At 67.2% G+C, this 19,972-nt stretch carries 15 protein-coding genes; 4 read left to right on the top strand and 11 right to left on the bottom strand.

Going from position 1 to position 19,972, the window contains the following annotated elements:
- Positions 1-22: 22 nt before the first annotated feature.
- Entirely contained in the window at positions 23-1,300 is a 1,278-nt protein-coding gene (locus DID98_RS21640) for an MFS transporter (RefSeq protein WP_124571405.1), read from the bottom strand.
- A gap of 98 nt (positions 1,301-1,398) precedes the next feature.
- Here DID98_RS21640 and DID98_RS21645 point away from each other — a divergent pair, with 98 nt between their 5' ends.
- Positions 1,399-2,319 (top strand): LysR family transcriptional regulator, encoded by a 921-nt coding sequence (locus tag DID98_RS21645; RefSeq protein WP_044846334.1) that lies wholly within the window; start codon positions 1,399-1,401, stop codon positions 2,317-2,319.
- Between the two features lie 195 nt (positions 2,320-2,514).
- Here the strand turns inward: DID98_RS21645 and DID98_RS21650 are convergent, their stop codons facing one another.
- The 7 genes from DID98_RS21650 to DID98_RS21685 form a co-directional block, all read right to left on the bottom strand.
- A complete protein-coding gene (locus tag DID98_RS21650) occupies positions 2,515-3,348 on the bottom strand; it encodes an OmpW family protein (RefSeq protein WP_044846333.1) in 834 nt (277 codons plus the stop codon).
- A gap of 15 nt (positions 3,349-3,363) precedes the next feature.
- On the bottom strand, positions 3,364-4,608 hold the full coding sequence (locus DID98_RS21655) for a DUF2957 domain-containing protein (protein ID WP_124489230.1): 1,245 nt from the start codon (positions 4,606-4,608) through the stop codon (positions 3,364-3,366).
- A gap of 151 nt (positions 4,609-4,759) precedes the next feature.
- Positions 4,760-6,193, bottom strand: coding sequence for a DUF2957 domain-containing protein (locus tag DID98_RS21660; RefSeq protein ID WP_124489231.1), 1,434 nt, complete (start codon positions 6,191-6,193; stop codon positions 4,760-4,762).
- 426 nt (positions 6,194-6,619) lie between these two features.
- Positions 6,620-7,570 (bottom strand): N-acetyl-gamma-glutamyl-phosphate reductase, encoded by a 951-nt coding sequence (gene argC, locus DID98_RS21665; RefSeq protein WP_124489232.1) that lies wholly within the window; start codon positions 7,568-7,570, stop codon positions 6,620-6,622.
- Positions 7,571-7,757: 187 nt separating this feature from the next.
- A complete protein-coding gene (locus DID98_RS21670) occupies positions 7,758-8,330 on the bottom strand; it encodes a flavodoxin family protein (RefSeq protein ID WP_044846329.1) in 573 nt (190 codons plus the stop codon).
- Between the two features lie 286 nt (positions 8,331-8,616).
- A complete protein-coding gene (locus DID98_RS21680; RefSeq protein WP_044846328.1) occupies positions 8,617-9,222 on the bottom strand; it encodes a YbhB/YbcL family Raf kinase inhibitor-like protein in 606 nt (201 codons plus the stop codon).
- 239 nt (positions 9,223-9,461) lie between these two features.
- On the bottom strand, positions 9,462-10,148 hold the full coding sequence (locus DID98_RS21685) for an orotate phosphoribosyltransferase (RefSeq protein ID WP_006752465.1): 687 nt from the start codon (positions 10,146-10,148) through the stop codon (positions 9,462-9,464).
- Positions 10,149-10,621: 473 nt separating this feature from the next.
- On the opposite strand from DID98_RS21685, the gene DID98_RS21690 reads away from it, so the two are divergent.
- Positions 10,622-12,892 carry an NADP-dependent malic enzyme gene (locus tag DID98_RS21690; protein ID WP_124489234.1) on the top strand — a complete coding sequence of 757 codons (2,271 nt, stop codon included), beginning with the start codon at positions 10,622-10,624 and terminating at the stop codon, positions 12,890-12,892.
- A gap of 146 nt (positions 12,893-13,038) precedes the next feature.
- Here the strand turns inward: DID98_RS21690 and DID98_RS21695 are convergent, their stop codons facing one another.
- Complete coding sequence (locus tag DID98_RS21695; RefSeq protein ID WP_124520504.1) at positions 13,039-16,629, bottom strand: indolepyruvate ferredoxin oxidoreductase family protein; 3,591 nt, start codon at positions 16,627-16,629, stop codon at positions 13,039-13,041.
- A gap of 317 nt (positions 16,630-16,946) precedes the next feature.
- On the opposite strand from DID98_RS21695, the gene DID98_RS21700 reads away from it, so the two are divergent.
- Complete coding sequence (locus tag DID98_RS21700; RefSeq protein WP_044846325.1) at positions 16,947-17,141, top strand: hypothetical protein; 195 nt, start codon at positions 16,947-16,949, stop codon at positions 17,139-17,141.
- A gap of 133 nt (positions 17,142-17,274) precedes the next feature.
- Here DID98_RS21700 and hppD read toward each other — a convergent pair whose 3' ends face one another.
- Positions 17,275-18,372: a 4-hydroxyphenylpyruvate dioxygenase gene (gene hppD, locus DID98_RS21705; protein WP_124571406.1), complete on the bottom strand. Its 1,098-nt coding sequence runs from the start codon at positions 18,370-18,372 to the stop codon at positions 17,275-17,277.
- A 213-nt stretch (positions 18,373-18,585) separates the two neighbouring features.
- Between hppD and DID98_RS21710 the strand changes: the two genes are divergently transcribed.
- Complete coding sequence (locus tag DID98_RS21710; protein ID WP_011655746.1) at positions 18,586-19,110, top strand: Lrp/AsnC family transcriptional regulator; 525 nt, start codon at positions 18,586-18,588, stop codon at positions 19,108-19,110.
- A 69-nt stretch (positions 19,111-19,179) separates the two neighbouring features.
- Here the strand turns inward: DID98_RS21710 and DID98_RS21715 are convergent, their stop codons facing one another.
- Positions 19,180-19,827: a GNAT family N-acetyltransferase gene (locus DID98_RS21715; RefSeq protein WP_044846322.1), complete on the bottom strand. Its 648-nt coding sequence runs from the start codon at positions 19,825-19,827 to the stop codon at positions 19,180-19,182.
- Positions 19,828-19,972 lie beyond the last annotated feature (145 nt).

The raw sequence follows: 19,972 nt of genomic DNA on the forward strand, positions 1-19,972 counted from the left end.
CGTTTTCATGTCCGGGCCCGCGTTACGCGCGCGGCCACGCCGCGGTGCCGGTCCGGCGCCCGCCCGACAAGCCGAACGCCGCGGCCGCGCCCGCGAATGCGAAGCCGACGCCGCACACGGCGCTCCACCCGCCCCACGCCCATGCGCTGCCCGCCAGCGCCGCGCCGAGCGCGCCGCCGACGAAGAACAACCCGACGAACAGCCCGTTCAGCCGCCCGCGTGCGGCCGGGTTCAGCAGGTTGATTTCCCGGCGGCCGATCGTCTGGTCGACGATCACGCCCGCGTCGAGCAGCGCCGCGCCGCCGGCCAGCAGCGCCAGCGCGACGCCGCGATGCGCGTGCGCATCGAAGCCGAACCAGCCGGCGCCGGCGATGCCGAGCACAGTGAGCGCCGCGAGCATCGTCACGTGCGCGATGCGCTGCGCGGCCGGGCCGTGGCCACGATCGCCGACATGGCCGGCCAGCGGCGTGACGATCGCGCCGCTCGCGCCGGCGAACGCGAACAGCGCGATGCCGTGCAGGTCGAGGCCGAACGGCGGCTGCGCGAGCCGCAGCCCGACGGCGGTCCAGAACGCGCTGAACGCGGCCATCGCGAGCGCGGCCGACAGCGCATGCCGGCGCAGCACCGCTTCGTCGGCCAGCAGCCGGCCCATCGACGCGAGCAGCGCGCGATAGCCGGCCGCAGCCGGCGGCACGCGCGGTGGCAAGCGCAGCGCGAGCACTGCCGCGATCGCCGCGTTCGCGAGCGCGGCCAGCGCGTAGAACGCGCGCCAGCCGGCCGTGCCCGCGATCAGGCTGGCGAGCGGCCGTGACAGCAGGATGCCGAGCATCAGCCCGCTCATCACGTTGCCGACCGCGCGGCCGCGCTGCGCTTCGGGCGCCATCGACGCGGCCATCGGCACCAGCATCTGGATCACGCTCGACGCGGCGCCGGCGGCCAGCGTCGCGAGCAGGAAGAGGGTGCCGGACTGCGTGAACGCCGGCAGCGCGAGCGCGGCCGCGCACGCGACGAGCGTCGCGACGATCAGCCGGCGGTTCTCGAGCAGGTCGACGAGCGGCACGAGCAGCACGAGGCCGGCTGCGTAGCCGAGTTGCGGCAGCGTCGCGACGAGGCCCGCGAGACCGGGCGGCAGGTGCAGGTCGGCGCTGATCGGGCCCGTCAGCGGTTGCGCGGCGAACAGGTCCATCACGATCACGCCGACCGTCGCGGCGAAGAAGAGCGTCATGCCCGTGCTCAGCACGGGCGGTGCAACGTGCGCGGCGCGGCCGGGGGCGGGGCGGGAGTCGGCAGGGCAGTTCATCGGAAACCTGGGGGCGTCGAGCGAAGGAATCCCCATCGTAGGTGCCGGATGTTTATGCGACAATTGAAATATGTCTAACATGATTATGCGAGTTTGCTTTGAATACGCGTGATCTCCAGGCGTTCGTCGCGGTGGTCGACAGCGGGTCGATGGTCGCGGCCGCGGCGAAGCTCCATCTCACGCAGCCGGGCCTCACGCGACGCGTGCAGAACCTCGAGACGCTCCTGGGCATGCCGCTGCTCGAGCGGCAGAGCAAGCCGCTGAAGCCGACCGCCGCCGGGCGCGACGTCTATGCGCTCGCGCGCAACGTGCTGGGTGCGGTCGACGCATTGATGGCGGCCGGTGCGCCCGACAGCGAGCCGTCGGGCGAACTGCGCATCGGCGTGCCGCCGTTCCTGTCCGAGCTGGCGCTCGAGCGGCCGATCGACCGGCTGCGCGACGCGTTTCCGCGGCTGACGCTGCGCGTGACGGCCGGCTGGTCGCCGGCGCTCGTGCAGGGCATCGAGCGCGGCACGCTCGATGTCGCGGCGGTCATGGTGCCGGCCAGCGCGGCGCTGCCCGACACGCTGACGGCCACGCCGCTCGGCACGCAGCCGACGGTGCTGGTCGCCGCGCGCGATTTCCCGCTGCCGGCCGGCCCGCTGTCGCTCGACGTGCTGTCGGGTTTTCCGTGGGTGCTGAGCCAGGACGGCTGCGGGATGCGTTCGGCCCTGAGCCGCGCGCTCGGCGCCGCGGGGCTGCCGTTCGACGTCGCGGTCGAGGCGTTCGGCTCGGAGCTGCAGCTGTCGCTCGTCGCGCGCGGTGCCGGCATCGGGATCGCGTCGCCGAACGCACTGGCGCGCAGCAAGCATCGCGATGCGCTGAGGGTGGTGGAAACGGCGGGGCTGGAAACGCGGATCAACGTGTGGATCGTGCACGGCGCGCTGCCGGGCCGCCTGACGCGGCCGGTCGCGCTGCTGCGCGACACGCTGGGCGAGGTGCTCGACCGGGAGAACGGGAAGGGGTCGGATTCGAACTAGCGATCTAGAGTGCGCAGTCGAGGGAAAATCCTTATTTTCTCTACGGAAATGTTGCAATGCAGAAATTGATTCGCTATAGTTACACCTGTCTCCTCCATGTCTCCTCTGATATGGATTCAGCCCGCCTCTTAGGCGGGCTTTTTTTTTTGCCCGCGTTTTTTGCGCGGGCCGTCCGCTCATCCTCCGTCGCCGCCGTCAGAACTTGTAGGTCATCCCGACGTAGCTGATGATCGGGTCGGCCTTCAGGTCCGATTTCGACTCGGAGAGCACCGTGCCGTCGGCCGCCTTGATCGTCACCGTCGACGTCGTCTTCAGCGGGATGTAGGTCACCGACGCGACCAGCCCGAAATGCTCGGTCATGTTGTACTGCAGGCCCGCGTTGAACACCGGCTGCCATGACGACGACGCCTTCGCCTCTACCGATGTCGTACCCGGCTTGCCCGCGCCCGCGGCGAGAATCGCGCCGAGGTTGTCCTGCGTCTGCTTGATGAAGTTCGTGTTGAGTTGCAGGTCGCTGAACCAGTTGTACGACACGCCGAGGCCGAGGAACGGCCGGAACTTCGCGGTCGCCGCCCCGAAGTAGTACTGCAGGATCGCCGCCGGGCTCCACTGCCGCACGCTCTTCACGATCGGGTTCACCGAGGCGAGGCCGATGTTCTGCGTGCCGAGCGCGCCGGCCGGGCCGGGCGGCTTGATCGTGCCTTGACCCGACACCTTGAACACCGGCGGCACGCCCGCCACCGACGTGACCGCGATGTGATCGGTCAGGAAGTGGCTGACCGTCAGGCCGACCGTGTCGGCGCCGCTCGTACGCAGCCCGGTGCCCGGCGACGTGAACGACGGCGGCAGCCGCAGCGGCGTGTTGATCGGCGTCGGCGCGACGTTGGTCGTCATCGGCGTGCTGCTCTGCTGAGGCATCACGTGGAACCAGCCCAGCGTGACGACGTTGCTGCCGGCGCTCTGCGCGTGCGCCGCGAGCGGCGCCAGGGCGGCGGCGCCGGCCGCCGCGCAGAGAAGGGTCTTCTTCATCACGGCTTCCCCCGCTTACTGGACGAACGCGCCGATCGTGAAATACGGCGTCGAACCCGCGTTGTCGAGGAAACCGAACACGCCACCCGTGAAGATGAACTTGCCGGTCGGCGACGTGCTGCCCGAACCCGTGTGGATCGTCGTGACCGTGCCCGGCACCTTCTGCGTGTAATCCAGGTCAAGCGCGGTCGCGAGCGAGGCCTGCGACGGCTGGAACGGATCGAGCAGCGTGGCCTGGTTGTTGATCAGCGCGGTGGTCCGGTAGTCGAACTGGCTGTCTACGCCGATGTATTCGCCGTTTTGCGACCCCGCCGCGATCGCGGTCTGCGGCGCGAGGATCGAGATGCTCGATTCGTCGTCGGCGGTCAGGCCCGGCACACCGTTGCTGTCGGGCGTCGGGTTCGGGTTCGCGACACCCGTGCGCACGAGGATCGGCACCAGCTGGTTGCGCAGCTTGCCGACGATCATGAAGCCCTTGCCTTGCGGCGTCGCCGACAGCGTCGGGCTCAGCTGGCTCCGGTAGTTGTTGCTCTGGAACGCGCCGCTGCCGTCGGCCGACTGCACGAAGTTCGTGCCCTGCTGCATGCACGCGCCGCCGGCGAACTGGCCTGTCGTGTCGCACTTGGTCCACGTGCCGTCCGCGTTGATCGTCACCTTCGCATCGATCGACGCCGGCGCGAATTTCTGCGACGGCACTTCGCCGAAGCCGATGTGGCTGTACGTGCCCGCGACCTTCGTGATGTCGGTTTCGATCGACGAGAAGCCGATGAACGGGTAGTACGGGAATTTCGTGTCGGGCACCGCGGCCTGGCCGAGCACGCCGTCGAACTGGATCTCCTTGCCGGGAATCGTGCCGCCCGCGACACCGAAGCCGACGAAGATGCGCGCCGGACGCGACGCATCGAGGCTCGCGCCGTTCAGCCGGAATGCGCACTGGTTCAGCTTGTTGGTCGGCAGCATCGTTTCCTGCGTGAGCGTGCCGCTGTCGACGGTGCCTGCGCGGGTCGGCGTAACGGTGCCGGTCTTTTGCGGCACCGGCGATTCGACATAGGTGACCTGCCAGGTCATCTTGGTCGTGTCGAGCTGGACCTTGGCCAGTTCGCCGCTGCCCGCGCCGCCGGTGTACACGGTGTTGTAGTCGAGCGTGGCGGGGCAGAGCCGGTCTTCAACGAGCGGGGGCGGGTTGTCGCCGCCGCCACCGCCGCATGCGGAAAGAAGGGGGGCGGCAAGGGCCGCCGCGAGAACGAGGTTGCGCTTCATGTTGCTCCTCCAGATTTGTCTTGTCGGGCGGCCGGCTCCCTGTCGGCCGCTTCTGTTGCTTGTGCTCGTGCTGCTGCGCCGTGCCGGGCGCCGTCGTTGCGTGCCTTCCCTGCATCCCGCGGCGGCGCACCGGCCGCCGCGTCCTCGATCGTTACTTGCTGATCTGCGCGCCCACGCCGAAGTACGGTGTCGACGACGTGCTCGAGTTCGCCGACGTCGACGTGACGCCGCCGTTCACCGTGCCCTGGATCAGCGCCGCGTACAGGCCGCCCGTCGCGATCACCACGCCCGATGCGGACGGATAGGTCGCACCGTTCGCCGGCGTCGTCGTCGTGTTCAGCAGGCCCGGCGTTCCCTGACCGTAGTCGAGCGTGAAGGCGTCTTCCTCGGCCTGCGTGGTCGGGTTGATGAACGACGCGTTGCTGCCGCGGATCAGTGCCGCCGTGTACTTGAAGTTCGAATCCGCGCCCGCGTAGCCGCCGTCGATCGCGCCCGACTGGATCGCCGTTGCCTTGCCGAGCACCGCGATGCCCGATTCGTCGTCGACCTTGGCGTCGGTGTGCAGCGCGAGGTCGGTGCCCAGATACACGTAGCCCGTGCGGACCACCACCGGCACGGTCGCGCCGTTGAGCTGGCCGATGACCATGTGCGCGGTCGCCGACTTGCCGGTCGTGCCGACGATCGGCAGCGCCGTCTGCGGCAGGATCTGCGGTGCCTTCGTGCTGTCGAGGTAGCCGCCGTTCGCGGTGTTGACGGTCCACGGATCGCCGGTCGTCTGGCAGCCCCCCGCACTCGTCGACGTGCACGCGCCGTTCGCATCGAACGTCTCGCTCGAATTCGTGCCCTTCGTCGCGTAGTTGCCCGACGGCACGAGGTGGTAGAGCAGCGCGTTGTAGGTGCCCGGCAGCTTCGTGAGGTCGGTCGTCGTGTTCGCGAAGCCGAGGAACGGGTAGAAGTCGAAGTGGCGGTTCGGCACCTGGCCGACGTTCTTGTAGATCGGGACGCCGGCGACGGTGATCGTCAGCCCGTCGTACTGCACCGTCGCGCCGGGGATGCCGCCGCCCGCGACGCCCATGCCGACCAGCAGCATCGGCGGGTTCGCCTGGTTGAAGTCGGCGGCCGTCGAATAGGTCGAGCCGTTCGGTGCCTTGCCCGAACCCGGCGTGAAGACGAACGCGCAGCGCGTCTGCTCCGCGGTCGGCAGCGCGCCGGTCGGCGGGTGGATGACCTTGCCGGTGATCGTGGTGCCGGCGCGGCTCGGCGTGACCGTGCCGGTCGCGAGCGGAATCGGCGATTCGAGCCACTTGAGCGTGTACGTCATCGCGACCGCGTCGATGTTGACGCTGACGATCTCGCCGCTGCCGGCGCCGCCGAGGTAGGTGCTCTTCACGATGTCGGCGTCGGCCGGGCACAGCGCGCCGTTGACGGGCTGCGACGGCGGCGGCCCTTGCGTGCCGCAGCTCGATCCGGAACATTGAGGGGCCTCGATCGGCGCGGGCGAGCCGCCGTCTCCTCCCCCACAGGCAATCAGGAAAGGGGCGATGGCAAAGGCCGTTGCCACCCCCTTTGATAAGGCGTGCGACATGCCGCTGTCTCCAATCGTTTAATTGTGCGAGCTAATGTCGCTGCCAGGATTTTTGCTGTCAATTGATGAACTCGTCTAAAAAAGACGATTGAAACAACGTGCGCGCGATGAATCCTTGCGGGATAGCGCTTTCAGTAAGAATTAAAACGCGCGGAGGGCGCTGGAGTGCTGCCGGAGTGGGGCGGCTGCCACGCACGGACGGCGCTCGAGGCCTTCACGCGTATAACGGCAGCGTTTAAAGCGGCGATATCCGGTTTATCCCTATTCGGGATTGACTGGAGAAAGGGGCAAATTAATTTGCCGGCAATTACGCAATGGAAAGCTTGTAAATATTTGTAAATGCGTGATCCGGATTTTTATTTATTGCTTGATGCGGGCAAATAAAAAGCCGGCCAGCGGCCGGCTTTGCATCGCATGCAAGTTGAATCAGCGCTTGAGGCCTTGATCCTCGGCGGCGCCGATGTTGAGGTTCATGCACTGGATCGCGGCGCCCGATGCGCCCTTGCCCAGGTTGTCGAGGCGCGCGACCGTGACGAAGCGCTCCTCGTTGCCGAACACGAACAGGTCGACGCGGTTCGTGTCGTTGTTCGCCTGCACGTCGAAGAAGCCGCTGTCGAGGTTCGCCTCCGCGTTGAACGGCGCGACGCGCACGAACGGCTCGTCCGCGTAGTACTCGGCGAACACGCGCTGCACGTCCTGCGGCGTTGCGCGCTTCGCGAGCTGTTCGGGCGAGAAGTAGGTCGTCACGGCCAGGCCCTTCAGGAACGGCCCGACGATCGGCGTGAAGATCGGCGCGTGCGCGAGGCCCGTGTGCGCGGCCATTTCCGGCAGGTGCTTGTGCGCCAGCGCGAGCGCGTACGGACGCGGGCTCGCGAGCTTGCCGCCCGGCGCCGCGTTTTCGTATTCGGCGATCATCGACTTGCCGCCGCCGCTGTAGCCGGTGATCGAGTAGCTGTGCGCGGCGAAGGTCGGCGCGACGATGCCGGCATCCACGAGCGGACGCATCGCGAGCACGAAGGCCGACGCGTGGCAGCCCGGCACGGCGATGCGTTTCGACGTGCGAATCTTCTCGCGCTGCGCGCGGGTCAGTTCCGGCAGGCCGTATGCCCAGTCGGCGCTCGTGCGGAACGCGGTGCTCGCGTCGATCAGCGTCGTGTCCGGGTTCTCGACCAGCGATGCCGATTCGCGCGATGCGACGTCCGGCAGGCACAGGAACGTGACGTCCGACGCATTGATCAGGCGGCGGCGCTCGTCGACGTCCTTGCGCTTCGCTTCATCGATGCGCAGGATCTCGATGTCGCTGCGCGCCGACAGGTATTCGAAGATCTTGAGGCCGGTCGTACCTTCCTGGCCGTCGACAAAAACTTTGGTGCTCATTTCGCTCTCACTGAATGAAACGGGAGCCGCGGCGCCCTGAAACCGCCATTTTAAGACGTCATCCGGCGGGCCTGCACCGCACGGGGCGAAAAAAAGACGGCCCGCGGGCCGTCTTGTGTCCCTGTCACGCGCCTGCGCCGCGTTGCCGTGTCACCGGCGGCGCGAGCGCTCGCGCGTGCCGCCGCGTTCAGCGGCCGCCGGCCAGCCAGCGGGCGGTCGCTTCGGCGACGCGCCGCCCGAACGCCTTCGCGGTCTCGAGGTCGCCGGGCAGCGGGCCCTCGTCGGGCGTCGCGTCCGCCGGCGACTGCGCGAGCAGGCCCGTGAAGCCGCCGACGTAGTTGATGTCGTTGCGGGTGGCCGCCTTCGAGTTGGCCGGCATCATGCCCGTGCCGACCCACACCATCCCATGTTGCATCGCCAGCGTGACGAAATACTGAATCGTCGAGAACTTGTCGCCGTTCATCGTCGCGGAGTTCGTGAAGCCCGCGGCGATCTTGTCCTTCCATTTCTGCGTGAACCACGGTTTCGACGTGGCATCGGCGAACTGCTTGAACTGCGCGGACGGGCCGCCCATGTAGGTCGGCGCGCCGAAGACGATCGCGTCCGCCGCGTCGAGCGCGGCCCAGCCCGCGTCGTCGAGCTCGCCGACGGCGATCAGGCGTGCGGTGGCGCCGGCGTCCTGCGCGCCTGCATGGACGGCGTCGGCCAGTTTCTGCGTGTGACCGTAGCCGCTGTGATAGACGATGACGATGTTCGACATGAAGCGTTCTCCGGAAGGGGACGAAACGGCGGGCACCGCGGCCAGCCGCGTCACGCGCCGCGGTCGGGCGGCGCGACGGATGCGCGGCGGGATGCCGCGACCGGTGCCGCCGAGTCTAGCAAGCCGAAATGACGGGAGAAAAGCGCGCGGGCGGCGCACAGAAATTCGCAGGCGCGGACAATCGCGACCGGCGACCGGCGACCGGCGACCGGCGACCGGAAACTGGAGATCGGCGACCGGCAACCGGAGACACACGGCACACGCCTCACGGCGGACACGCGAGCGCTTACTGCCCGTACGTGACCGTGAGCTGTGCGGTGCCGATCGTCAGCGTGCCGATTTCGTGCTCGAACATCGGGGCGGGGCGTCCTTGCCCGATGCGCAGGTCCGTGCCCTTCAGCGCGTAGACGGTGATCACGTAGCGGTGCGGCTTGCCGGGCGGCGGGCACGGGCCGCCGTAGCCGTCGATCCCGAAGTCGTTGCGCGCCTCGCTCGCACCGATGCGACGCAGGAAGCCCGACGCGCTCGCGTCGGCCGGCAGGCTCGTGACGCTCGCCGGGATGCCGGCGACGGCCCAGTGCCACCAGCCGTGCCCCGGTGCATCGGGATCGAAGATCGTGATCGCGTAGCCGCGCGTGCCGGGCGGCGGGTTGCGCCACCTGAGCTGCGGCGAACGGTTGTCGCCCTTGCAGTCGCCGCGGTCGAACACGTTCGCGGCGCCGACGCGCCCGCCGGGCGTCAGCTCGTCGCTCGACACGGTGAACGGGCCTTCCGCGCGCGCGGGCAGGGTGGTGAACGCAGCGCACGCGGCGGCGGCGCAGAGCAGGACGGCGATGAACGGAGACGAACGACCCGGGGACGCAGGCGAAGTGATCCGGCGATCCACACGCATATGGCGCTTCTCCCGTCACGTGGGCCGGGCCGATGCTCCCGGCATTGTTGGCGTTGTGCGTTGCCCGCGCAGCTGATGGCGACGATGGATCAAGTCTAGCATTAGGGTTCGATGAGCGATGCATGCCGTGGCCCGCGATTCGGGCCGGCCGCGATGCCGATCGACGGACGAAAAAAAACCGCTCGCGGCCAGGCGAGCGGTTTTTTCAGCCAGGGTGCCGGCTGCGTGCCGGCTCGGCGTTACTCCTTCGGGGCCGTCGCGCCGCCGTGCGCGGCCGACCACTCGGCCGGCGCATGCAGGAACTTCTCGACTTCGTCGAGCGTCTTGGTCTCGAAGTAGCCCGACGCCTTCGCGACGCGCAGCACGTCCCACCAGGTCGCCAGCGCGTGCAGGTCGACATCGATGTCCTTCAGGACCGACACGCTTTCCTTGAAGATGTTGTAGTGGAACAGCACGAAGCAGTGGTTCACCGTCGCGCCCGCGGTGCGCAGCGCGTTGACGAAGTTGATCTTGCTGCGGCTGTCGGTCGTCAGGTCTTCCACCAGCAGCACGCGCGAGCCTTCTTCCAGATGACCCTCGATCTGCGCGTTGCGGCCGAAGCCCTTCGGTTTCTTGCGCACGTACTGCATCGGCACCATCATGCGGTCCGCGAGCCATGCCGCGAACGGGATGCCGGCCGTCTCGCCGCCCGCCACCGAGTCGATCTGCTCGAAGCCGACGTCGCGCATGATCGTCGTTTCCGCCATTTCCATCAGCGCACGACGCACGCGCGGATACGAGATCAGCTTGCGGCAGTCGATGTAGACGGGGCTTGCCCAGCCGGACGTGAAGATGAACGGTTTTTCGGCGTTGAAGTGCACCGCCTGCACTTCGAGCAGGATTTTGGCGGTCGTATCCGAGATCGACTGACGATCGTAGCCTGTCATGGGCATTCCTTGGGTGATGAGCGAAGAGCGGGCGCGGGCCCGGTGGCGCAGCAAGGGGAACCTGCCCGGGGGGCCGGGGTGCGATCGACGGACCCATCGGGCCAACAATCGCATCGCTGCGCGCGTAGCCCGCTATTTTACCCGATTCAGGCCGGTTTTCGGCGGAATTCGCGCAGGTTCGGCGCGCGGCTCGCCACCGGTGAAACAAACGGGACACGACCAGCCCGATGCTGATGGCAAGGATGCCGCGCTGCACCAACAGGCGGCATTTAGGGGGTGTACACTAGGCGACCCTTAGAAATCGTTCAGTACTTTGTACTTTCCTCTTGCCACCCGCCAAGGTTCGATGGCGTGCCGACCCGGCGCGTCGCGTGCCGTCTCGCAGTCGACCACCCCCTCGATTCAAGCAGACGCGGCCCAAGGTGCTGTGTACTGAACCGTCAAAAATTTCGCATGTCTCTCGCAGGTCAATCATGGACGAACAACTGAAGCAGGCCGCTCTCGCTTATCACCTGAACCCGAAACCCGGCAAGATTTCGGTCACCCCGACCAAGCCGCTGTCGAACCAGCTCGATCTGTCGCTCGCGTATTCGCCGGGCGTCGCCGCGGCGTGCGAGGCGATCCACGCCGATCCGCTCGACGCGCAGAAGTACACGTCGCGCGGGAATCTCGTCGGCGTCATCACGAACGGCACGGCCGTGCTGGGCCTCGGCAACATCGGCCCGCTGGCCGCGAAGCCGGTGATGGAAGGCAAGGGCTGCCTGTTCAAGAAGTTCGCGGGCATCGACGTGTTCGACATCGAACTGTCCGAGTCCGACCCCGACAAGCTCGTCGAGGCGATCGCGATGCTCGAGCCGACGCTCGGCGGCATCAACCTCGAGGACATCAAGGCGCCGGAGTGCTTCTACATCGAGCAGAAGCTGCGCGAGCGCATGAAGATCCCCGTCTTCCACGACGACCAGCACGGCACCGCGATCATCGCGTCGGCCGCGATCCTGAACGGCCTGAAGGTCGTCGGCAAGAAGCTGTCCGAAGTGAAGCTCGTGTGTTCCGGCGCGGGCGCGGCAGCGATCGCGTGTCTGGACCTGCTGGTGAACCTGGGTCTCACGAAGTCGAACATCCTCGTCGCCGATTCGAAGGGCGTGATCTACGAAGGGCGCGGCAACCTCGACCCGTCGAAGCAGCGCTATGCGGCGACCACCGACGCGCGCACGCTCGCCGACGCGATCGTCGGCGCGGACGTGTTCCTCGGCTGCTCGAGCGCGGGCGTGCTGAAGCAGGACATGGTCAAGACGATGGGCGAGCGCCCGCTGATCCTGGCGCTCGCGAACCCGGAGCCGGAAATCCGCCCGGAAGACGCGAAGGCCGTGCGCCCGGACGCGATCGTCGCGACCGGCCGTTCGGACTACCCGAACCAGGTCAACAACGTGCTGTGCTTCCCGTTCATCTTCCGCGGCGCGCTCGACGTCGGCGCGACGACGATCACGGAAGAAATGAAGCTCGCGTGCGTGCGCGCGATCGCCGAGCTGGCCCAGGAAACCGACCAGAGCGAGGAAGTCGCGAAGGCGTATGAAGGCCACTCGCTCGAGTTCGGGCCGGACTACCTGATTCCGAAGCCGTTCGATCCGCGCCTGATCATCAAGATCGCGCCGGCCGTCGCGCAAGCCGCGATGGATTCGGGCGTCGCCACGCGTCCGATCCAGGACATGGACGCATACCGCGAGCAACTCGGCGCGACCGTCTACCGCACCGGCATGGTGATGCGCCCGGTGTTCGCGACCGCGAAGACGAAGCAGGCGCGCATCGTGTTCGCCGAGGGCGAGGACGAGCGCGTGCTGCGCGCCGCGCAGTTCGTGCTGCAGGAAAAGATCGCGAAGCCGATCATCGTCGGCCGTCCGTCGGTCGTCGAGATGCGCCTCGCGAAGATCGGCTCGAAGCTGAAGGCGGGCGTCGATTTCGAGATCGTGAATCCGGAAGACGATACGCGCTACCACCGCTACTGGCAGGCGTACCACGAGATCGGCGCGCGTGACGGCGTCACGCCGGAAGTCGCGAAGGCCGCGCTGCGCAAGTTCAACACGCTGATCGGCGCGATGCTCGTGCACCTGGGCGACGCGGACGGCATGATCTGCGGGATGATCGACACGTACCACACGCACCTGAAGTTCATCGAGCAGGTGCTGGGCCGTGCGCAGGGCGCCGAGCACTACGCGGCAATGAACCTGCTGATGCTGCCGGGCCGCAACCTGTTCCTGTGCGACACGTACGTGAACGAAGTGCCGAGCGCGGAACAGCTCGCCGACATGACGATCCAGGCGGCCGCCGAGATCGAGCGTTTCGGCATCGCGCCGAAGGCCGCGCTGCTGTCGAACTCGAACTTCGGCAGCGCGCCGTCGGCATCGTCGCGCCGCATGGCCGAGGCCCGCAAGCTGATCAGCGAGCGTGCGCCGACCCTCGAAGTCGACGGCGAAATGCACGGTGACGCGGCGCTGTCGGAAGCGGTCCGCAAGGCCGCGTTCCCGGGCACGACGCTGTCGGGCGAAGCGAACCTGCTGATCATGCCGAACGTCGAAGCGGCGAACATCGCGTACAACCTGCTGAAGATGGTCGGCGGCGAAGGCGTGACGGTCGGCCCGTTCCTGCTCGGCGCCGCGAAGCCGGTCCACATCCTGACGCCGGCCGCGACCGTGCGCCGGATCATCAACATGACGGCAGTGGCCGCCGCGAACGCGAACACGAAGTAAGTTCGCGCCCGCGTGCGCCGCGCGTCATGCGCGGCGCAATGAAAAACGCCACGGAACCTGCGTTCCGTGGCGTTTTTTTTATGCACTGCCGTGGGCGGGGCTACGCGGCGGCGGGCGTCCCGATCGCGAACACCCGCCCCGCGCCGTCACGCGACCTGCTGATGCGACTGGCCGCCCGTCGGCGAACGCCACTTCGCGAGCAGCGTGTCCCACTTCTGGCGTACCGCGCGCAGGTTGTTCTCCTTCACGTGGCCGTAGCCGCGAATGCCGTCCGGCAGCGCCGCGAGCTCGAGCGCGAGCGGGCGGTTGGCCGCGTTCAGCTTGCCCAGCACTTCGCCGATCAGCGCTTCGTACTCGCTGATCAGCGCGCGCTCGGTGCGGCGCTCCGCGGTGCGGCCGAACGGGTCGAGCCCCGTGCCGCGCAGGAACTTCGCCTTCGCGAGCAGCCGGAACGCCGACAGCATCCACGGGCCGTACGCCTTCTTCACGAGATGGCCGTGTGCGTCCGTTTTCGCGAACAGCGGCGGCGCGAGGTGGAACTTCAGTTTCCAGTCGCCTTCGAACTGCGACGACAGGCGCGCGAGGAACGCGGGATCGGACTGCAGCCGCGCGACCTCGTACTCGTCCTTGTACGCCATCAGCTTGAACAGGTTGCGCGCGACCGCTTCGGTCAACGGCTCCTGCACGGCGTCGCCGTCCGCCAGTGCGCGTTCGGCCGCCCGCACCGTGTCGACGAAGGCCGCATAGCGCGATGCGTACGCGGCGTTCTGGTACGCGGTGAGGAACTCCACGCGCTTCGCGATCAGTGCGTCGACCGCCTTCTTCGTGTGCAGCGCGATCACCGTGGCGCCCTGCGCGTGGCGTGCATCGCCGGCCGCGGCCTGCTTCACGCTCGCGAGGTCGTGCGCGGCGCGGCGGCCCCAGTCGAACGCCGCGCGGTTCTTCTCGACCGACACCGCGTTCAGTTCGATCGCGCGTTCGAGCGACGCGAGCGTGAGCGGCAGCCAGCCCTTCTGCCACGCGTAGCCGAGCACGAACGGGTTCGTGTAGATCGCGTCGCCGAGCAGTGCAACCGCGAAGCGGTTCGCGTCGATGAAGTCGACGGCTTCACCGGCTGCCGCGCGGATGTCGTTCTCCGCGGACAGGCCAGGGAACGCCCAGTTCGGGTTCTTGATGAACTCGGCGGTCGGCGTCTGCGCGCTGTTGACGACCACGCGCGTCGCGTCGTGCCGCATCCGCGACGTGCATTCGTCGCCGGCCGTGACGATCGCGTCGCAGCCGATCACGAGGTCGGCTTCGCCCATCGCGATCCGCGTCGCGTGGATGTCGGTCGGCGCGTGCGAGATCTGCACGTGGCTCATCACGGCGCCGCCCTTCTGCGCGAGGCCGGTCACGTCGAGCACGGTCACGCCCTTGTTCTCCAGGTGCGCGGCCATCCCGAGCAGCGCGCCGATCGTGACCACGCCCGTGCCGCCGACGCCCGTGACGAGCACGCCGTACGCACGGTCGATCGCCGGCAGCGTCGGCTCCGGAATCGGCGGCAGCGCGCCGCCGTCGACCGACACGGCCTTCGGCTTCTTCAGCTGGCCGCCTTCGACCGTGACGAAGCTCGGGCAGAAGCCCTTCACGCACGAGAAGTCCTTGTTGCAGCTCGACTGGTTGATCTGGCGCTTCGTGCCGAATTCCGTTTCGAGCGGTTCGACCGACAGGCAGTTCGACTGCACCGAGCAGTCGCCGCAGCCTTCGCACACCGCGTCGTTGATCACGACGCGCTTCGCCGGATCCGGATACGTGCCGCGCTTGCGGCGGCGGCGCTTCTCGGTCGCGCAGGTCTGGTCGTAGATCAGGATCGTCGTGCCTTCGATCTCGCGCAGCTCGCGCTGCACGTCGTCGAGCTGGTCGCGGTGATGAATCGTCACGCCCGGTGCGAGCAGGGCTTTCTGGCTGTCGTACTTCTCCGGCTCGTCGGTGACGATCACGATCTTCTTCGCGCCCTCGGACGCGAGCTGGTGCGTGATCTGCGGCACCGTCAGCACGCCGTCGACCGGCTGGCCGCCCGTCATCGCCACGGCATCGTTGTAGAGGATCTTGTAGGTGATGTTCGCCTTCGACGAGATCGCCGCGCGCACCGCCAGCAGGCCCGAGTGGAAATAGGTGCCGTCGCCGAGGTTCGCGAACACGTGCTTCTCGTCGGTGAACGGTGCCTGGCCGATCCACGGCACGCCTTCGCCGCCCATCTGGCTGAAGGTGCTCGTGCTGCGGTCCATCCACACCGTCATGTAATGGCAGCCGATCCCGGCGATCGCGCGCGAGCCCTCCGGCACGTTGGTCGACGTGTTGTGCGGGCAGCCCGAGCAGAACCACGGCTTGCGCTCGGTCTGCACATGCGGCTTCGCGAGCGCCATTTCCTTCGCGTTGATCACCGCGAGCCGCGCGGCGATGCGCGCGCGCACGTCGGACGGCAGCTCGAACTTCTCGAGGCGCGTCGCGATCGCCTTCGCGATGATCGCGGGCGACAGTTCGTAGTGCGCGGGCAGCAGCCAGTTGCCCATCGGCACCGACCATTCGCCGCCGGCGCCGTCCTTCTCGTCGAACTTGCCGAACACGCGCGGGCGCTGCGCATCGGGCCAGTTGTACAGCTCTTCCTTGATCGCGTATTCGAGGATCTGGCGCTTTTCCTCGACGACGAGGATTTCGTCGAGGCCGCGCGCGAACGCCTGCGCGCCCTGCGCTTCGAGCGGCCACACGCAGCCGACCTTGTACAGGCGGATGCCGATCCGCGCACAGGTTTCGTCGTCGAGGCCGAGGTCGGTCAGCGCCTGGCGCACGTCGAGGTACGCCTTGCCGCCCGTCATGATCCCGAAGCGCGCATTCGGCGAGTCGATCTCGATCCGGTCGAGCTTGTTCGCGCGCACATAGGCGAGCGCCGCGTACCACTTGTAGTCGAGCAGCCGTGCTTCCTGCACGAGCGGCGGGTCCGGCCAGCGAATGTTCAGGCCGCCTTCCGGCAGGATGAAGTCGGTCGGCAGCACGATCTCGGTGCGATGCGGGTCGATGTCGACCGACGCCGACGATTCGACCACGTCCGTCACGCACTTCAGCGCGACCCACAGGCCCGAGTAGCGGCTCATCGCCCAGCCGTGCAGGCCGAAGTCGAGATATTCCTGCACGTTGGACGGGAACAGCACCGGCAGCCCGCAGGCCTTGAAGATGTGTTCGGACTGGTGCGCGAGCGTCGACGATTTCGCCGCGTGGTCGTCGCCGGCGAGCACGAGCACGCCGCCGTGCTTCGACGAGCCGGCCGAGTTCGCGTGCTTGAAGACGTCGCCGGTGCGGTCGACGCCCGGCCCCTTGCCGTACCACATGCCGAACACGCCGTCGTGCTTCGCGCCGGGGTACAGGTTGACCTGCTGCGAGCCCCACACGGCGGTGGCGGCGAGATCTTCGTTGAGGCCGGGCTGAAAGACGATCTGGTGGGCCGCCAGGTGCTGCTTGGCTTTCCAGAGCGACAGATCGAGGCCGCCGAGCGGCGAGCCGCGGTAGCCGGAAATGAAGCCGGCCGTATTGAGGCCGGCGGCGCGGTCGCGTTCCTGCTGCAGCATCGGCAGGCGCACGAGCGCCTGGATGCCGCTCATGTACGCGCGGCCGCGTTCGAGCGTGTATTTGTCGTCAAGCGTGACGGACTTCAGCGCGGCTTCGAGCGATGCGCGTTGGCCTGCGTCTAGCGGGGCATTCATTAACAGTCTCCTCCACCCAGTTTGGGATCACCAAAGCTTCGATTGCGTCGACGTCTTGTGAACGTGTCGGCAGTGGCCGGCATATTGGCCGGTTTTAAGTGATGGTAGCACTGGGATAAACCCGCCGACCACCGGCCGGCGTGCCGCGGCACGCCGACTAAATGGCGCGACTATGCGTTACATCATGTAAAGGCATGTAAAGGCGCGCCCATCATCGGACAAATGCCGTTAATCTTGTCGGCCTGCCGGAGGTGCCCGGTCGCGTCGGCTCGTTTCGACGCAACCGGGGAGGCGCCGGCAGTTTTACAGGAGGTGCAATGAACACACGTCATATCCAGAGTTTCCTGATCGTGTCCGCCGCGTTCTTCGCGATGACCGGCCCGGTGCACGCGCGCGGCGCGAGCGCACTGGCGGCAGCCGGCGCGCAGATGCGTCAGATCGCGCCGGCGCAGGATGCTGACGCACAGCCGGCGGCCGCGCGTGCGGTCGTGTCGAAGGCGAACGTGCGTTGATCCGTTCGCGCGGCCGCCGGGCCGCGCCGGAACGACGAAAGGGCGGGAATCGCAGGATTCCCGCCCTTTTTCCTTGTGCCGCCGATGTTCGCGCGGACGCCCGGGCCAGCCGGGCGCCGCGCGGCCTTCTGCGTCAGGCCTTGTCCTGGACCACGCCGCGGCGGATCTGGTCGAGCTCGATCGATTCGAACAGCGCCTTGAAGTTGCCTTCGCCGAAGCCCTGGTTGCCCTTGCGCTGAATGATCTCGAAGAAGATCGGGCCGATCTGATTCTCGGTGAAGATCTGCAGCAGCAGGTCGTCGCGGGCGCCGTCGATCAGGATCTTGCGCTTCTTCAGCTCGTCCAGCGATTCGCCGTGGTTCGGCACGCGGCGGTCGACCAGCTCGTAATACGTGTCGATCGTGTCGAGCAGCTTCACTTCCTTGCCGCGCAGGCCGTCCACCGCGCCGTAGATGTCGTTCGTGCCGAGCGCGATGTGCTGGATGCCTTCGCCGTGATAGGCGTCGAGGTATTCCTGGATCTGGCCGGCCGTGTCCGAGCCTTCCTCGTTGATCGGAATCCGGATCTTGCCGCACGGCGACGTCATCGCCTTCGACTTCACGCCCGTCACCTTGCCTTCGATGTCGAAATAGCGCACTTCGCGGAAGTTGAACAGCCGCTCGTAGAACTCGGCCCATTCCTGCATGCGGCCGCGATGCACGTTGTGCGTCAGGTGGTCGATGTAGGTGAGGCCGTGGCCGACCGGGTTCGGGTTCGCGCCGGCGATCGGTTCGAAGTCGACGTCATAGATGCTGATGTCGCCGATCGCGCCCGGTTGCGCGCCGTTCTTGCCGCGCCAGCGGTCGACGAAATAGATCAGCGAATCGCCGATGCCCTTGATCGCCGGGATGTTCAGCTCCATCGGGCCCGTCTTGTTGTCGAAGCCCCACGCGCCGAGTTCGAGCGCGTGCTGGTAAGCCTTCGCGGCGTCCTGCACGCGAAATGCGATCGCGCAGATCGACGGGCCGTGCAGGCGCGCGAAGCGCTGCGCGAACGAATCGGGCTCGGCGTTGATGATGAAGTTGATGTCGCCCTGGCGGTAGACCGTCACGTCCTTGTGACGATGGCGGGCGATCGCGGTGAAACCCATCCGCTCGAACAGTTGTCCGAGCGCTTTCGGATCCGGCGCGGTGTATTCGATGAATTCGAAGCCGTCGGTGCCGACGGGGTTGTCCCAGTTGGGGATCTGCATGTCGTGTCTCCTGTGCGGGGCGATCGGCCGGCGCGACGTGCGCGTGTGCGGCCCGGTTCGATGTCGAACGCGGCGCACGTGTCGGCGTGCGCAACGAATCGGTACGTGCGACAAAGTGTAGCGGGCGGGCGCGAGCGAAAACTTGCGAACTTAATCGTCCGTGCCTACGATGGCGCAATTTCCAGTCTGGAAATAATCAACGGAGGGCAGAAAATGGCGCAAGCCGAATTGGATGCCATCGACCGGCGGATTCTGGCGATTCTTCAGGAGAACGGCCGCCTGTCGAACCAGGAGATCGCCGAGCGCGTGAACCTGTCGCCGAGCCCGTGCCTGCGGCGGATCCGGCGGCTCGAGGAGATCGGCGTGATCACCGGCTACGTCGCGCTGCTCGATCCGCAGAAGCTCGGGCTCGACCTGCTCGCGTACGTGAGCGTGCGGCTCGAGAAGCGTGGTGGCCTGGCGCCGGTCCGTGCCGACGAGACGTCGGCGCGCGCGGGCGCGACCCACGCGGAACTGTTCCGCGCGGCCGTGCAGACCTGGCCGGAAGTGGTCGCGTGCCATGCGATGACGGGCGACATGGATTACCTGCTTCGCGTGCAGGTCGAGGACATGGCGCACTTCTCCCGCTTCGTGCAGGAGCACTTGCTGCACCATCCGTCGGTGATCGACGTGAAGACGAGCTTCTCGCTCGAGTGCTTCAAGGAGACGACGGCGTTGCCGATCCGCTCGGTGCGCTAGTGCGCGGCGGGGGAAGGCGAGAAGGAAGGGAAGGCCGGGCGCCCCGCAGGGCAGCCCGGTCGGCCGATGTTATGCCGTCAGCGCGGCAGGCATCAGCGATTCGATGAACTTCGACGTGCGGTGCGCCTGGCGCTTGAGCGCGTAGTCGAACACCGCGGCCTGTTCCTGCAGCATCTCGGCGAGGATCGTCGCGTGGTCGGCCGGCGGCAGCGACAGGTACGCATCGGCTTCGCCGTACGCGTATTCGATCCGCATCCCGGATTTCTTCGCGATGTGCATCATCGTCGCGTTGCGCGACAGGCAATGCATGTACAGCATCGTCACGCGGGTATTGCGGCTGCGGATCGCCGCGCGCTCGAACAGCTTCGAGCCGACGCCACGTCCGCGGGCGCTTTCGAGCACCGACACGCCGAATTCGGCCGTGCGCTTGTCGCCTTCCGCGGGCAGATACGCCAGGTGGCCGACGCCGATCAGTTCGAGCCCATGGTCGAACACGCCGAACACCGTGTCGCGACCGAAGTCGATCGTACGGACATAGTTCTCGATCACGTGGTCGGGCACCATCTGGCCGAAGCGCAGCAGGCGGTCCTCTTCGTTGAGCGAGAGAAAGTGGGTGAGCATTCGCTCACGGTCTTTGGAAGCCAGTTCCCTGACGAGAACCGGCGCAGTACCGGCGTGGCCGACAGCATCGGCACGGCGGTCGAGTTGCGTGTTCATCGTGGGTTCCTCAGTCTGTAGCCGCACAAGCAGCTTGTGCAATGCAACAGCATTTTACCCGAGCGGGTTGGGGAAAACCCGTATTTGACGTTATTTGTGCCGAGGACGAATTCTAAATCCGCTTAGTTCATTTGCTATCTATTTG

Source organism: Burkholderia sp. Bp8984, assembly GCF_003853755.1.
Classification (GTDB): domain Bacteria; phylum Pseudomonadota; class Gammaproteobacteria; order Burkholderiales; family Burkholderiaceae; genus Burkholderia.

Excerpts from the sequence above, each read along its gene's own strand:
- DID98_RS21660 (WP_124489231.1), bottom strand. The coding sequence starts at position 6,193 with ATGTCGCACGCCTTATCAAAGGGGGTGGCAACGGCCTTTGCCATCGCC.
- DID98_RS21670 (WP_044846329.1), bottom strand. The coding sequence starts at position 8,330 with ATGTCGAACATCGTCATCGTCTATCACAGCGGCTACGGTCACACGCAG.
- DID98_RS21680 (WP_044846328.1), bottom strand. The coding sequence starts at position 9,222 with ATGCGTGTGGATCGCCGGATCACTTCGCCTGCGTCCCCGGGTCGTTCG.
- DID98_RS21655 (WP_124489230.1), bottom strand. The coding sequence starts at position 4,608 with ATGAAGCGCAACCTCGTTCTCGCGGCGGCCCTTGCCGCCCCCCTTCTT.
- DID98_RS21700 (WP_044846325.1), top strand. The coding sequence starts at position 16,947 with ATGAACACACGTCATATCCAGAGTTTCCTGATCGTGTCCGCCGCGTTC.
- DID98_RS21695 (WP_124520504.1), bottom strand. The coding sequence starts at position 16,629 with ATGAATGCCCCGCTAGACGCAGGCCAACGCGCATCGCTCGAAGCCGCG.
- DID98_RS21710 (WP_011655746.1), top strand. The coding sequence starts at position 18,586 with ATGGCGCAAGCCGAATTGGATGCCATCGACCGGCGGATTCTGGCGATT.
- hppD (WP_124571406.1), bottom strand. The coding sequence starts at position 18,372 with ATGCAGATCCCCAACTGGGACAACCCCGTCGGCACCGACGGCTTCGAA.
- DID98_RS21640 (WP_124571405.1), bottom strand. The coding sequence starts at position 1,300 with ATGAACTGCCCTGCCGACTCCCGCCCCGCCCCCGGCCGCGCCGCGCAC.
- DID98_RS21650 (WP_044846333.1), bottom strand. The coding sequence starts at position 3,348 with ATGAAGAAGACCCTTCTCTGCGCGGCGGCCGGCGCCGCCGCCCTGGCG.
- DID98_RS21715 (WP_044846322.1), bottom strand. The coding sequence starts at position 19,827 with ATGAACACGCAACTCGACCGCCGTGCCGATGCTGTCGGCCACGCCGGT.
- DID98_RS21685 (WP_006752465.1), bottom strand. The coding sequence starts at position 10,148 with ATGACAGGCTACGATCGTCAGTCGATCTCGGATACGACCGCCAAAATC.
- argC (WP_124489232.1), bottom strand. The coding sequence starts at position 7,570 with ATGAGCACCAAAGTTTTTGTCGACGGCCAGGAAGGTACGACCGGCCTC.
- DID98_RS21690 (WP_124489234.1), top strand. The coding sequence starts at position 10,622 with ATGGACGAACAACTGAAGCAGGCCGCTCTCGCTTATCACCTGAACCCG.